We start from the raw sequence: 13,629 nt of genomic DNA, 5'->3' as shown, positions 1-13,629 counted from the left end.
GGGTTGCCCACTGAGAATCTCAGTGGGCAACCCCTCACTTCGGTGGATATCCGCTCAGCTCGGGGGTTGTGGCGGCCGGGGGAGCAGGGGGTGGTGCGGGCGGGGGGAGTGGGGGCTGTGGACGGCCGATTCACGGTTCGGGGCTGGAGGTTTCTAGACTGCTTGTCGCAGAAGTTCCGATGGAGAGCGAGCCATGTCCGGTCCCAACACTGATTACGACCCGGTCGAAGTGACGCCGTTGCATGCCGATGAGGTGGAGCGGACCAGGGACGAGGCGCTGAAGGCGTTTGCCGAGGCGGCCGATCTGGCCGCCCTGCAGGAGGCCAAGTCCGCGCATCTCGGCGAGAAGTCGCCGATCGCGCTGGCCAACCGCGAGATCGGCGCGCTGCCGCCGCAGGGCCGCAAGGAGGCCGGCCAGCGGATCGGCGCGGCCCGGAAGGCGATCAACGAGGCCTTCGCGGCCCGGCTCGCCGTCCTCGAGGCCGAGCACGAGGAGCGGATGCTCGCCACCGAGCAGGTCGACGTGACGCTGCCGTGGCACACCCCCGAGCTTGGCGCCCGGCACCCGCTGTCGCTGATCTCCGAGCAGATCGCGGACGTGTTCACCGCGCTCGGCTGGGACGTCGCCGAGGGCCCCGAGATCGAGGCCGAGTGGCTGAACTTCGACGCCCTGAACTTCCAGCCGGACCACCCGGCCCGGCAGATGCAGGACACCTTCTTCGTCGAGCCGGCCGGGTCCGGCGCTGTGCTGCGGACCCACACCTCCCCGGTGCAGGCGCGCTCGATGCTGACCCGCAAGCCGCCGATCTACGTGATCTGCCCGGGCCGGGTGTTCCGCACCGACGAGCTCGACGCGACCCACACGCCGGTCTTCTACCAGGTCGAGGGCCTGGTCGTGGACGAGGGCATCACGCTCGCGCACCTCAAGGGCACCCTCGACCACTTCGTCGTCTCGATGTTCGGCGAGGGTCTGGAGGCCCGGCTGCGGCCGAACTTCTTCCCGTTCACCGAGCCGTCGGCCGAGGTGGACCTGAAGTGCTTCGTCTGCCGCGGCGCGTCCGTCGGCAACCCGGACCGCCCGTGCCGCACCTGCGGCAGCGAGGGCTGGATCGAGTGGGGCGGCTGCGGCGTGGTGAACCCGCGGGTCCTGCAGGCCTGCGGCATCGACACCGACCGGTACTCGGGCTTCGCCTTCGGCATGGGCCTGGAGCGGACGCTGATGTTCCGCAACGGCGTCGAGGACATGCGCGACATGGTCGAGGGTGACGTGCGGTTCAGCCGCCAGTTCGGGATGGAGATCTGATGCGGGTCCCACTGTCATGGCTTCGTGAGTACGTCGACCTGCCGGCCGGCGTCACCGGTCGCGGTGTCGCGGAGAAGCTGATCCGGGCCGGCCTCGAGGTGGAGACCGTCGAGGAGTCGGACCTGACCGGCCCGCTGGTGGTCGGCAAGGTGCTGACGTACGAGGACGAGCCGCAGAAGAACGGCAAGACCATCCGCTGGTGCTCGCTCGACATCGGCAAGGACGAACCGCAATGGGTCGTCTGCGGTGCGAACAACTTCGCCGTCGGCGACCTGGTCGTCGTCGTGCTCCCGGGCGCCGTGCTGCCCGGCGGGTTCGCGATCTCCGCGCGGAAGACCTACGGCCACGTCTCCAACGGCATGATCTGCTCCAGCTCGGAGCTCGGCCTGGGCGACGACGGTACGCACGGCATCGTCGTACTCGAGCCGGGTGAGGCCCAGCCGGGTGACGACGCGATCGAGCTGCTGGCGCTGCAGGACGACGTACTGGACATCGCGGTCACGCCGGACCGGGGCTACTGCCTGTCCATCCGTGGTGTCGCGCGCGAGGCGGCGACGGCGTACGGCGTTTCGCTCAAGGACCCGGCCGAGCTCACGCTGACCGGGTCGGAGCGGGGCGGCTACCCGGTCCGCGTGGACGACGCCGAAGCCTGCAGTGTTTTCGTCACCCGCACGGTGACGGGGATCGACCCGAAGGCGCTGTCGCCGCGCTGGCTGCAGAAGCGGCTGCTCGCGACCGGGATGCGGCCGATCTCGATCGGCGTCGACATCACCAACTACGTGATGCTCGAGCTCGGCCAGCCGATCCACGGCTACGACAAGGCTCGGCTGTCCGGTGAGATCGTCGTACGGCGCGCCAACGCCGGCGAGAAGCTGATGACGCTGGACGACCAGAGCCGCGAGCTGGACGCCGAGGACCTGCTGATCACCGACGACTCCGGTCCGATCGGCATCGCCGGGGTGATGGGCGGCGCGACCACCGAGATCTCCGACTCGACCACCGACGTGGTGATCGAGGCCGCACACTTCCACCCGATCGTGATCGCCCGGGCGTCGCGGCGGCACAAGCTGTCGTCCGAGGCGTCGCGGCGGTTCGAGCGCGAGGTCGACCCGCTGCTTCCGCGGTACGCGGCTCAGCGCGTGGCCGAGCTGCTGGCCGAGCTGGCCGGCGGCACGATCGAGGCCGACGAGACCGTCGTCGACACCCACGCGCTGCCGGAGCCGGTTACCTTCCGGGCCGACCATGCGGCCCGGGTCGCGGGTGCCGCGATCACCATCGCGGAGACCGTTCGCCACCTGGAGTCCGTCGGTTGCAAGGTCGTGCCGGCTGCGCCGGGCGCGAAGCCGGCCCCGCTGGCCGCGGGCGTGCACGCGCCGGCCCTCGTCGTCGAGTCCCATCCAGACGCGACCGGCACCGACGCGGTCCTCGGCGGCGAGCACGCGGCGCACGGTGTCGCGGCCTTGGCCGGGGACGACCTGCTGACCGTGACGCCGCCGTCGTGGCGGCCGGATCTGCGGGACCCCAACGACTTCGCCGAAGAGGTCATCCGCCTGTTCGGGTACGACAACGTCCCGTCGATCCTGCCGCCCGCGCCGGGCGGCCAGGGCCTGACGGTCTCGCAGCGACGCCGCCGCCGGGTCGCGACTGCGCTGGTCGGCGCCGGGCTGACCGAGGTCGTGTCCTACCCGTTCACCGGGGAGGCCGACTTCGACGCGATGGGGCTGCCTGCCGACGACGCACGCCGTACGACGGTCAAGCTCGTGAACCCGTTGTCCGACGAAGAGCCGTCGATGCAGACCACGCTGCTGGCGACGCTGCTGCGGACCGCCGAGCGCAACGTCGGCCGCGGGAACACCGACCTGGCGATCTTCCAGACCGGTCTGGTCTTCCTGCCGAAGGCCGAGTCGAAGCCCGCGCCGCTGCCGTCCGTCGCGCAGCGCCCGAGCGACACCGAGATCCAGTCCCTGGACGACGCCCTGCCGGACCAGCCGCTGCACGTCGGTGTGGTGCTGACCGGAGCGCGGACGGCGACCGGTTGGTGGGGCAAGGGTCAGCCGGTCGCATGGTCGGACGCCGTGCAGATCGGGCGGAGTGTGGCGAACGCGGTCGGCGTCGAGCCGGTCCTGCGCAACACCGAGCTGGCGCCGTGGCACCCGGGTCGGTGCGCGGAGTTCACGGTCGACGGCAAGGTGGTCGGCCACGCCGGTGAGCTGCACCCGAAGGTGTGCCAGGCGTTCGGGCTGCCGGCGCGGTCCGGTGCGGTGGAGCTCGACCTGGATGCGCTGATCGCGGCGGCTCCGTCGTCGATCACGGCCGCGCCGTTCTCGTCGTACCCGGTGGCCAAGGAGGACGTCGCGCTGATCGTCCCGGCCGAGGTGGCTGCGGCCGAGGTCGAGGCGGCGCTGGTCGAGGGTGCGGGGGAGCTGCTGGAGTCGATCCGGCTCTTCGACCTGTACACCGGGGAGCAGATCGGCGAGGGCAAGAAGTCGCTCGCGTTCGCGCTGCGCTTCCGGGCGCCGGACCGCACCTTGAAGGAGAACGAGGTGGCGGACGTCCGGCAGGCCGCGGTCCAGGTCGCCGTCGATCGCTTCGGCGCCGTCCAGCGGGTCGGCTGAGACCATGACCGGCGGGCACCCGCGGGTGGCGGTTGCGGCGCCGAACACGGCGGCCGCGGAGGCCGGCGTCCGGGTTGCCGCCGAGGGTGGGAACGCGGTGGACGCGGCGATCGCGGCCACCCTGGTGACGATGGTGAACGAGATCGGCGTCGTCTCGCCGGCCTCGGGCGGCTTCGTCACCCTGCAGGTCGCGGGCGGCGAGGCGGTCACCATCGACGGCTGGGTGGAGATGCCCGGCCGCGGCCTGTCGACCGAGAGCTTCGGCCGCGGCGTCTGGGACGTCACGACCGACTACGGCGGCGGTACGACGACCACCGTCGGCCACGGCTCCGTCGCGACACCCGGTGGGATGAAGGCGCTCGACCTCGCGCACCGGCGGTCCGGCAAGGCGCCGTGGCACGAGGTCGTCCAGCCCGCGATCGACGTGGCCCGGAACGGCTTCGCGCTCAGCCGGACCTCGGGCTACTACCTCGGGTACACCCACGAGATCATCTTCGGCTGGCACCAGCCGAGCCACCGGGTCGTGCACGAGGACGACGGCGCGGTGATCAAGGCCGGCAGTACGGTCGTCATCCCCGAGCTGGCCGAGGCGCTCGAGCTGATCGCCCGCGACGGCGCCGAGACGATGTACACCGGCGAGCTCGCCCAGCTGCTGATCCGCGACATGGCCGAGAACGACGGCATCCTCACTGCCGAAGACCTCGCCGCGTACGAGGCCGTCGTACGCCCGGCCCTGACCGTCCGGCAGAACGGGTGGCGTCTCGCGACCAACCCGCCGCCTGCGGTCGGGGGAGTCGCCGTGGCCGCGATGCTCGCGCTGCTGGACGGCGTACCGGCGGACGGCAGCTGGTCGCAGTCCGAGCTGGAGCGGCTGATCGACGTGCAGCACGCCGTACTCGGAGCGCGTCTGGCAGAGCTGGACGCGGAGGACCGGCGGCAGCTGGAGGGGCAGAAGCTGCTCGACCTCGCCGCGTCCGGTGACCTGCGCGCGCTGAGCTCACCTAGTACGGCGACTGTCTCGGTCGTCGACGACCAGGGTGACGCGTGTGCGATCACTGTGTCGTCCGGCTACGGCTCAGGCGTGCTGACTCCCGGCACCGGGATCTGGTTGAACAACGCGCTCGGCGAGCAGGAGCTGCTGCACGGCGGACCGCACAGCCTGGCGCCGGGCACGCGGCTCACGTCGAACATGGCGCCGAGCGTCGCCCGCCGGGACAGCGACGGCGCTGTGCTCGCGATCAGCTCGCCCGGTTCGGACCGGATCCCGACCGCGCTGGCGCAGGTCTACGCGCTCTACACGCACGGCGGGCTGCCGCTCGCGGAGGCGGTCGAGCACCCGCGGCTGCACGTCCGGGTCCGGCAGGACGTGGTGGTCGACTACGAGGACGAGCTGCCGGTGTCCGGCGCGACCGGGCTGCCGACCCGCCCGATGCCGCCGCACTCCATGTACTTCGGCGGCGTCGCGGCCGCCTACTGGGATCCGTCCGACGGCCTCCTCGCGGTCGGCGACCCCCGCCGTACCGGAGCTGTCGCGATCTCCCCGCCACTCTGACCGTGCCGGCAACCCGACTCCGTCGTTAGTAAGGTCAACCCTTCGACAACCTGAACTGGAAGGTCTGCAGCATGCGGGACACGGACCCCGAGCTCTCCGTCGTCGTACCCATGTACGACGAGGAGGAGGTGCTGCCGATCTTCTTCGACCGGATGCATCCGCTACTGGACGGCCTCGGCATCAGCTACGAACTGCTGGTGGTCGACGACGGCAGCCGGGACAAGACCGCGGCGTTGCTGCTCGAGGCCGCCGAGGACTGGCCGCAGTTGCGGGTCGTGCGGCTGCTGCGGAACAGCGGTCACCAGGCGGCCCAGTCGGCGGGGTTCCGGCGGGCGCGGGGCCGGTACGTGGTGACGATTGATGCCGATCTGCAGGATCCGCCGGAGGTGATCGCGGATTTCCTCAAGGTGGCCCGGGACGAGGACGTCGATGTCGTGTACGGCGTCCGCGCGGACCGGTCGAGCGATTCGTGGCCGAAGCGAACCAGTGCCCGGCTCTACTACCGGCTGATGTGCCGGTTGGTGGGCAAGGACATCCCGTTCGACGCGGCCGACTTCCGGCTCGTCTCGCGGCGTGTCGTCGATGCCGTCAACGCGCTGCCCGAGGACGGCCGGGTGTTCCGGCTGGTGATCCCGTGGCTGGGGTTCCCGAGCGCCGAGGTGAGGTACGTGCGGGCGGAGCGGGCGGCCGGGACGACGAAGTACAACCTGTCGAAGATGCTGCGGCTGGCCTTCGACAGTGTGACCGCGTTCTCGGCGGCGCCGCTGCGGTTGGCGACCTGGCTGGGGTTGCTCGGTGGCGCGATGTCTGGGCTGTTTGTGGTCGGTGCGTTGATCATCAAGTTGACCGGTCGCAGTATCCCGGGCTGGACCTCGACCGTGCTTGCGGTGAGTGTGATCGGCGCGATCCAGTTGCTGTGTCTGGGCCTGTTGGGTGAGTACGTCGCGCGGTTGTTCCAGTCGAGCCAGCGGCGTCCGCAGTTCCTCGTCGGCTACGACAGCCTCGAAGACCAGGGGCATCCGGAACCCTTGCACCAGAGATGAAGCGGCTGCTCCCGTGGCTGCTGCCGACCCTGGCAGCGGTCCTCGGGCTCGTCGCGATCGACGTACCGCCCGGACCCATCGTCAAGTACGGCGCCTACTTCGTACTGGCGATCGCCCTGCCTGGCACGCTCCTGCTGCGCGCTGCCTGGCGTAGTGCGGGCAACTGGGCGGAAGACCTGGGCCTCGGCTCAGTCGTCGGCGCGACCTGGCAGCTGATCGGCTGGGCCGTGTTCACCGCGCTCGGCTGGCAACGCTGGCTGATCGTCTGGCCCGCGCTCGTGCTCGTCGCCTTCGCCTCTGTACGGCGGCTGCGCCAGCACTGGCGCATCACGCAGCCGGCGCCGTTACCGGTCCTGTGGACCTGGGGCCTCGCGGTCGCAGCGACCGTCGTACTGGCCGCGGCCACGCTGGGCGTGATGGCGTTTCACCAGTTGCCGCCGGCGGGTTCGTCGTACTACCAGGACCTGCTCTACCACCTGTCGATGGTGAACGAGCTGATGCGCGCGGTGCCGCCGGAGCTGCCGCAGGTGGCGGGGGAGCGACTGGAGTACCACTGGTTCACCAACGCCGACATGGCTGCGGCGGCGGACATCACGCGGCTGACGCCGGCCATCGTTCTGTTCCGGCTGTGGCTGCTGCCGTGGCTGGTGGTCGCCTTGCTGGTGTGTGCGACGTTGGCGCGGACGGTCAGCCGCACCTGGTGGACCGGAGTGCTCGCGGCTGTCGCACTGGCCGCGCCGCAGCTGTACCTGTTCTTCGACACCAGCGTGAACCTGTCGGCGCCACTCAGCTTCCTCAGCCCGTCGCAGACGTTCGGCATGGTCGCATGCGTTGCGACGGCGGTGTTCCTGATCGAGCTGCTGTTCCGCGACGCGCGCGGCGGGCTGTGGGTGGTCGCCTTCGCGGTGGCGGTGCTGGGCGGCGGGTCGAAGCCGACCGTGCTGCCGATCCTTGTCGGGGCCGTGGGGCTGGCCGCTGTCGTCATGCTGGTCCAGTCGCGGCGGCTGCCTGGGCGGGTGGTCGTAGCCGGGCTACTGCTGGTGGCGACCGGGGTCGGGACGATGCTGACGGTGGCGGGGAGCACGAGTGGATCGGGGCTGCAGTTCCTCGCCGTACTGAAGTCGAGTGGGGACTACGTTGCGGCGACCGGGGACCGGACGCCGGCGGGGGAGGGTGGGCTGTTCGTGCCGGCGTTGGCGCACGGCGCGGTGCTCGGGACGCTGGTCCTCTTGTGCATGTTGCTGATCAATCAGGCGACGGCGGTGGTCGGGTTCGGGGTGCTCGGCAGGCTCCGGCGCGAGCCGCTGGCGTGGTTCCTGGTCGGTGGGTTGGTCGCCGGCTGGGCCGGCTACCTGCTGATCGACCATCCGTCGGTGAGCGAGTCGTACTTCATCCACACCGCGATCCCGTTCAGCCTGGCCGCTTCCGGTTGGCTGGCTGCGGTGCTGGCTCGGGCGTATCCGGCGCGGTCCCGCCGGGTCGCGTTGCTCGGCAGTGCAGCGACTGCGGTGGTGCTCGCCGCGATCTACACCGGGGTGCTGTTGCTGGCCGACGCCAAGCCGGACGGACTGTGGGCGGTCGCCCGGCCGCTGGTCGCCGTACTCGTGCTGACTGTCGTGCTGGCCCTCTTCGTACGACGACGCGGTGGCGCGCTGGTCGTCGTACTGACGCTCTTGGCGATCGTGCCGATCAAGTCGTTTGCGCAGAACGCCGTCCATGGGGACACCGAGCGGGCGCAGACGTTCACTTCGCCGCGGTGGTGGGTGTATCCGGACGAGGAGTCGGCGGCGCTGTGGCTGGGGAAGCACTCGGCGCCGACGGATGTGGTGGCCGCGAACACGTGGTGCCGGCCGGCCGGGAAGCAGACGCCCGGGTGTGACGCGCGCGGGTATCTGGTCAGTGGGCTCGCGGGGCGCCGGACGTTGATCGAGGGGTGGGCGTACACGAACCAGGCGATGGCCGAGCAGGGCGTCGGCGGGCGGCGGTACACCGAGCAGCCGTCGCCGTGGCCGGAGCGGGTCGCGCTGACCAACCAGGCGCTCGCGGCGCCGACCCCGGACGTGCTGCGTCGGCTGCGCGAGGAGTACGACGTGCGCTGGCTGTACGCCGACGCCCGCGACGGAGCCGTGTCACCGGCCCTCGACCGGCTCGCGGTGCTGCGACACAGCGTCGGCAAGGTCCGGATCTACGACCTCGGAGAGTGATTACCCCGTAACATCGAGTCGGCGTAGACCGTTACCTCTACGCCGGCCCGCCCGCCCCGCGGCCGCGTACGACGCACTGCTCGGGAGGGCGGCAACATGCGGGCAACGCGACCGGGGCTGGCTATTGTGCTGGCCTCCGGACTCCTCTCGCTCACCACGATCCAGGGCGCGGCCTACCAGGTGCCTTCGGTGCCTTTCGTTCAAGGGGAGTCGGCTACTGCGGTCATGCCTGGGTCCGGGCTCAAGCAGACGATCACCGTGTCCGGGCAGACCGAGTTGCTTGATGCGACTACCGCGGGACTGCGAGGGACTGGGCCGACGACCTACGCGCCGCCGATTGCGCGTACGACGCCAGCCCAGGACCTCATCGTGAATACCGGCACCTGCGCGTCCACCGGCGGCTGCGGCGACCGCGGCACCGTGACGATCACGTTCAGCCAGCCGGTGCGCAACCCGGTCCTCCACCTCGCCGGCCTCGGCGGCGCGGTCACCCAGACGGTCAGCGGCAAGCCCACCGCCCAGTCCGAGCTCCACTCGATCCTGAAGCTCACCACCGCCGGCCTCAGCCTCAGCAAGGTCGGCGTGGGCAACAACCTCACCGTCACCAGCGACACGATCACCGCCACCAACCACGACGCCGGGCCGAACTGCATCAACACCAAGACGGTCACCGGCCCCGACGCCTCCGCGACGGCCGCCTGCGGCTCGGTCCGGGTGAACGGCGTCGCCACCAAGCTCACCTTCGACGTCACCGCGTTCTTCACCAAGCACCCGAAGCTCCCCGCCTTCAACGCCTCGTCGTCCGGCGACGCCTTCTCGGTCCTCGCCTCCACCGGCGAAGACTTCGGCGACGCGCCGGCGTCGTACGGATCGGCGTGGTCCGTCCTCAGCGACGTACGACTCGGCAAGGACGCGACCGAGGACAACGCGACCGTCGCCAACGCCACCACCGGCCCGGCGACACTCGACCAGGCCGACGACGGCGTCACCTTCAAGCCGCTGCGCACGAACTCCACGTCGTACTCCGCCGAGCTCGCCCTGACCGGCGCCTCCAAGGCTGGCCGCGCCTGCGCCTGGATCGACCTCGACCGCGACGGCGCCTTCGAGCCGGCCGAGCACGCCTGCACCACGTTCGCCTCGGGCCAGAGCGCGGTCACCCTCAACTGGGCCAAGTACGCCCGCCCCACCGCCGGAGCGTCGTACGCCCGGGTCCGCGTCGGCTACAACAACGCCCAGGTCGACAAGCCGACCGGCGCCGCCGACGCCGGTGAGGTCGAGGATCACCCGATCCTGATCGCGCCGCCGCCTCCGCCGATCCTGCTCGACGACACCGCGACCACCCCTTTCAACGCCGGGATCACGGTCAACGTGCTCGGCAACGACAAGCCCGGTGAACCGGGTACGCCGCTCAAGCCCGGCTCGCTGTGTCTCGTCGACGACGGCAAGTGCGTGCAGATGGTCAACGTCGTCGGCCAGGCCAAGTACGTCGCCAAGCCGGACGGCAAGGTCGACATCGAGCCGGTGCCCGGGTTCTTCGGCCCGGCCAAGGCGGTCGCCTACCGCGTGGCCGACAGCAAGGGCACCACGGCCACCGCGAAGCTCACCCTGACCGTCGCGCTCCCGGCCCGCCCGGTCGCCACCCCGGACACCGCAACCACCCCGCAGAACGTCAGCCTCACGCTCCGCCCGCTCGGCAACGACCGCGCCGCCCCGGGCGTGACGCTGGTCCTGGGGTCGGTCGTGCTCCGCGACCCGGCCGACGCCGCCTTCAAGAAGAAGGTCGTCATCGCGAACGAAGGCCAGTACGTCGTGAACCCGAGCGGCGGCGTGGACTTCGTGCCGCTGCCGCGCTTCACCGGCGTCGGCACCCAGCTCGGCTACCGGGTCACCGACACCACCAAGCAGACCGCCGAGTCCACGCTGACCGTCACGGTCACGCCGATCGCGAACGGCGACTCGGTCTCCACCGCCTTCGACACCGACGTCGTCGTACCCGTGCTGGACAACGACCTGCCCGGATCGCCGGACGCGCCGCTGGATCCGGCGAGCCTGCGACTGGTCGACCCGGTCAGCCAGAAGCTCGTCGACAAGGTGACCGTCGCGCGGCAGGGGTCGTACCTGGTCGCCGTCGGCAAGGTGACCTTCCAGCCCGTGCACGGGTTCCAGGGTGTGGGTACGCCGCTGACGTATCAGGTTCTGGACAAGAACGGCACGCCCGCGCGGGCCGATCTCACCGTGTCGGATCGACCCGGCCGACGGATCGATGAAGAAGCTGGTCAAGATCCCGGGCCAGGGCAGCTACCAGGTCAACCCCGAGGGCACGGTCATCTTCGACCCACTGCCAGGCTTCACCGGTACGGCGGCGCCGTTGACCTACCGGGTGTCGGACTGGTTCGACCAGGCCACCCGGTCGACCATCACGGTCACGATCACGCCGATCACGCCTGTGGCGGTCGACGACACCGCGACGACGCCGTACGAGAAGACCGTCGCGGTCAAGGTGCTGGCGAACGACAAGGCGGGGGACAAGTCGGCGCCGCTGGTGCCGGGCAGCGTGCTGCTCACCGATCCGGCCGATGGGGTGCTGAAAGCAACGGTCAGCATCCCGAACGAGGGTGCCTACACCGCGGCCGGGGGAGTGGTGACCTTCGATCCGGGAGCGACGTTCCGCGGCCCGGGTACGCAACTGATCTACCAAGTGGCCGACAGCAACGGCACGTTGACGACGGCCAAGCTGTGGATCACCGTCGGGCTGCCGCCGACCGCGGTCGCCGACACCGCCTCCACGCTGCAGGACGTCGCGGTCACCGTGAACCTGCTGGCCAACGACAGCCCGGGCACCGACGCCAAGCTCGACCCGTCGTCGGTCGGCCTGCTCGACCCGGCGGCCCGGACGACGGGCTACGTGAAGAAGGTGACCGTCGCGGGCCAGGGGACGTACACGGTTCAGCCGAGCGGAGCGGTCGTCTTCGATCCGCTGCCGGCGTTCCGCGGTCGGGCGCTGGCGATCAACTACCGCATCGCCGACACGGACCAGAACATCGCCGCGTCGACGTTGACGATGACGGTCACGCCGGTCTGGCCGGTCACCGTGGACGACTCGGCGATCACGCCGTACAACCAGCCGATCACGGTCAATGTGCTGGCCAACGACAAGGCCGGCGACCCGTCCGCGCCGCTGGTCCGGTCCAGCCTGGTGCTGAAGAACCCGAGCGGCGGCTACGGCAAGACGGTCACCCAAGCGGGTGAGGGCACGTACGCCGCGGCCGGCGACGGGTCGATCACGTTCACGCCGGTCAAGGACTACCAGGGTGTGACGACGCCGGCGACGTACCGGATTACCGACGACAACGGGACGCATGCGGAAGGGCTGCTGTTCCTGACCGTCGGCAAGGGACCGCAGGCGGCGCTCGACGCGATCACGACCAAGCAGAACGTCACCGTGACGGCCGACCCGCTGGCCAACGACGAGCCCGGCACCAACGCGCAGCTCGAGAAGACCTCGGTCGAGGTGTACGGCGTGACGACGAAGAGTTGGGGGCGGAAGGCGACGATCCCGGGTCAAGGCGCGTTCCTGGTGAACGAGGTGACCGGGCAGATCACGTTCGACCCGGTTCCGACGTACAAGGGCGTCGTCTCGATCGCCTACCGGGTGACGGACACCAGCCGGAACACGGCCGCTTCGACGGTCGCGGTGACGGTCCAGCCGATCGTGCCGGTGGCGGCCGTGCGGGATCCGGCGGACGGGAAGGACAAGAAGGCGGTGACCGTTCCGGACGAGGGTGGTTTCGTGGCCGGCGCGGACGGCACGGTCACCTTCACCCCGGCCAAGGACTTCATCGGTACGACGCGAGCGTCGCCTACCGGGTCACCGACGCGAACGGCACCTCCAGCGCCGCCCTGCTCGAGGTCACCGTCGCCGCACCGATCCTCGCGAAGGCGACGACCGACACCGCGACCGGCACACCGGGTAGTCCGGTCGCGGTCAACCCACTGCTCAACGACAGCGGTGCGGCCGACCCGAGCACGGTCTGCCTACGGACCGGGCCGGCGACCTGCGTGAAGCGGGCGACCGACGAGTCGGGCACGTGGACCGTCGCCGACGACGGAACCATCAGCCTGACTCCGGCGGCCGGGTTCACCGGCAACGCGAAGACGACGTACGAGCAGACCGACTCCAGCGGCGGCACCGTCAGCGCTCCGGTCAAGTTCACCGTCGGCGCCCCGGCGGCCGCGGGCGTCCGATCCGTCAACCGCGCCGTGATCCCGGCGACGGGCGGCCCACCGCCGATGCTGCTGACCCTCGGCGCGCTCCTGACGGCACTGGGTACGACGCTCGCCGTACTCTCCCGACGCTCCCGCTAGAGGTCCTGCACCAGCATGATCTCGTCGCGATACTCACCTGGTGCGACGCGGACCGCGCGCGGGTGGCGGCCGACGACCCGGTAGCTGAGCGGCTCGTAGAACTTCTCCAACCCCAGGCCGTCGCGGATCGTGAGCTGCAACTGCTCGAGCCCGAGGTCGACCGCCGTACCGCGCAACCCCTCCATCAGCATCCGGCCCGCGCCGCCGCCCTGGTGCTCCGGGTGGACCATCACCCTCAGCACGGTCCGCCAGTGTGCCTGCAACGCACTGCCCCGGCTCACGAGCAGGCCCATCCCGACGTACCGGTCACCGCTGTGCAGCACCCCGAGCACATCCACCCCGTCCGCGACCCGCCCCAGCGCCGCGTCCAGCGTCTCAGCCACCAGCCCCACCGGAGCCGGCGCCGTGAACCCCACCGCCCCACCCGCATCCGTCGCCGCCACCCACGTATCCAGCAGATCCGCCCGCAACCCCGCATCCAGAACCGCATCCGCCTCCACCATCAGGTACTTCACAACACCTCCACCTGCGACTGAGTTGCAGATAG

General features: G+C 70.6%; 8 protein-coding genes and 2 pseudogenes. 8 read left to right on the top strand and 2 right to left on the bottom strand.

Annotated elements, in window-relative coordinates; genetic code table 11:
• The first annotated feature begins 193 nt into the window (after positions 1–193).
• From pheS to AB0H36_RS44340, 5 genes are all read left to right on the top strand, one after another.
• Positions 194–1,303 carry a phenylalanine--tRNA ligase subunit alpha gene (gene pheS, locus AB0H36_RS44360; RefSeq protein ID WP_360537539.1) on the top strand — a complete coding sequence of 370 codons (1,110 nt, stop codon included), beginning with the start codon at positions 194–196 and terminating at the stop codon, positions 1,301–1,303.
• Positions 1,303–3,918 (top strand): phenylalanine--tRNA ligase subunit beta, encoded by a 2,616-nt coding sequence (gene pheT, locus AB0H36_RS44355; protein ID WP_360537537.1) that lies wholly within the window; start codon positions 1,303–1,305, stop codon positions 3,916–3,918. The genes pheS and pheT overlap by 1 nt, the downstream gene beginning before the upstream one ends.
• Positions 3,919–3,922: 4 nt before the next feature.
• A complete protein-coding gene (locus AB0H36_RS44350; RefSeq protein ID WP_360537535.1) occupies positions 3,923–5,470 on the top strand; it encodes a gamma-glutamyltransferase in 1,548 nt (515 codons plus the stop codon).
• A gap of 71 nt (positions 5,471–5,541) precedes the next feature.
• Positions 5,542–6,513: a glycosyltransferase family 2 protein gene (locus AB0H36_RS44345; RefSeq protein ID WP_360537533.1), complete on the top strand. Its 972-nt coding sequence runs from the start codon at positions 5,542–5,544 to the stop codon at positions 6,511–6,513.
• Positions 6,510–8,717 carry a hypothetical protein gene (locus AB0H36_RS44340; RefSeq protein ID WP_360537531.1) on the top strand — a complete coding sequence of 736 codons (2,208 nt, stop codon included), beginning with the start codon at positions 6,510–6,512 and terminating at the stop codon, positions 8,715–8,717. Before AB0H36_RS44345 ends, AB0H36_RS44340 begins: the two co-directional genes overlap by 4 nt.
• 323 nt (positions 8,718–9,040) lie before the next feature.
• Here AB0H36_RS44340 and AB0H36_RS44335 read toward each other — a convergent pair whose 3' ends face one another.
• Positions 9,041–9,904, bottom strand: a complete 864-nt coding sequence (locus AB0H36_RS44335) for a hypothetical protein (RefSeq protein WP_360537543.1) — start codon at positions 9,902–9,904, stop codon at positions 9,041–9,043.
• On the opposite strand from AB0H36_RS44335, the pseudogene AB0H36_RS44330 reads away from it, so the two are divergent.
• From AB0H36_RS44330 to AB0H36_RS44320, 3 genes and pseudogenes are all read left to right on the top strand, one after another.
• Positions 9,795–10,895, top strand: a pseudogene (locus AB0H36_RS44330) (Ig-like domain-containing protein); the annotation flags it as partial. The gene AB0H36_RS44335 and the pseudogene AB0H36_RS44330 sit on opposite strands and share 110 nt — an antisense overlap.
• Positions 10,896–10,980: 85 nt before the next feature.
• A pseudogene (locus tag AB0H36_RS44325) lies at positions 10,981–12,513 on the top strand (tandem-95 repeat protein); the annotation flags it as partial.
• A 104-nt stretch (positions 12,514–12,617) separates the two neighbouring features.
• Positions 12,618–13,082, top strand: a complete 465-nt coding sequence (locus AB0H36_RS44320; protein ID WP_360537541.1) for an Ig-like domain-containing protein — start codon at positions 12,618–12,620, stop codon at positions 13,080–13,082.
• Here AB0H36_RS44320 and AB0H36_RS44315 read toward each other — a convergent pair.
• Positions 13,079–13,597, bottom strand: coding sequence for a GNAT family N-acetyltransferase (locus AB0H36_RS44315; protein ID WP_360537529.1), 519 nt, complete (start codon positions 13,595–13,597; stop codon positions 13,079–13,081). The two genes, AB0H36_RS44320 and AB0H36_RS44315, sit on opposite strands and share 4 nt — an antisense overlap.
• Positions 13,598–13,629: the final 32 nt, after the last annotated feature.

The organism is Kribbella sp. NPDC050820, assembly GCF_040653975.1.
Classification (GTDB): domain Bacteria; phylum Actinomycetota; class Actinomycetes; order Propionibacteriales; family Kribbellaceae; genus Kribbella.
Note: the sequence above shows the minus strand (reverse complement) of the source record. Positions and strands in the feature narration are given on the sequence as shown.

Coding starts and splice junctions, on each gene's coding strand:
- pheS (WP_360537539.1), top strand. CDS start 194: ATGTCCGGTCCCAACACTGATTACGACCCGGTCGAAGTGACGCCGTTG.
- pheT (WP_360537537.1), top strand. CDS start 1,303: ATGCGGGTCCCACTGTCATGGCTTCGTGAGTACGTCGACCTGCCGGCC.
- AB0H36_RS44350 (WP_360537535.1), top strand. CDS start 3,923: ATGACCGGCGGGCACCCGCGGGTGGCGGTTGCGGCGCCGAACACGGCG.
- AB0H36_RS44345 (WP_360537533.1), top strand. CDS start 5,542: ATGCGGGACACGGACCCCGAGCTCTCCGTCGTCGTACCCATGTACGAC.
- AB0H36_RS44340 (WP_360537531.1), top strand. CDS start 6,510: ATGAAGCGGCTGCTCCCGTGGCTGCTGCCGACCCTGGCAGCGGTCCTC.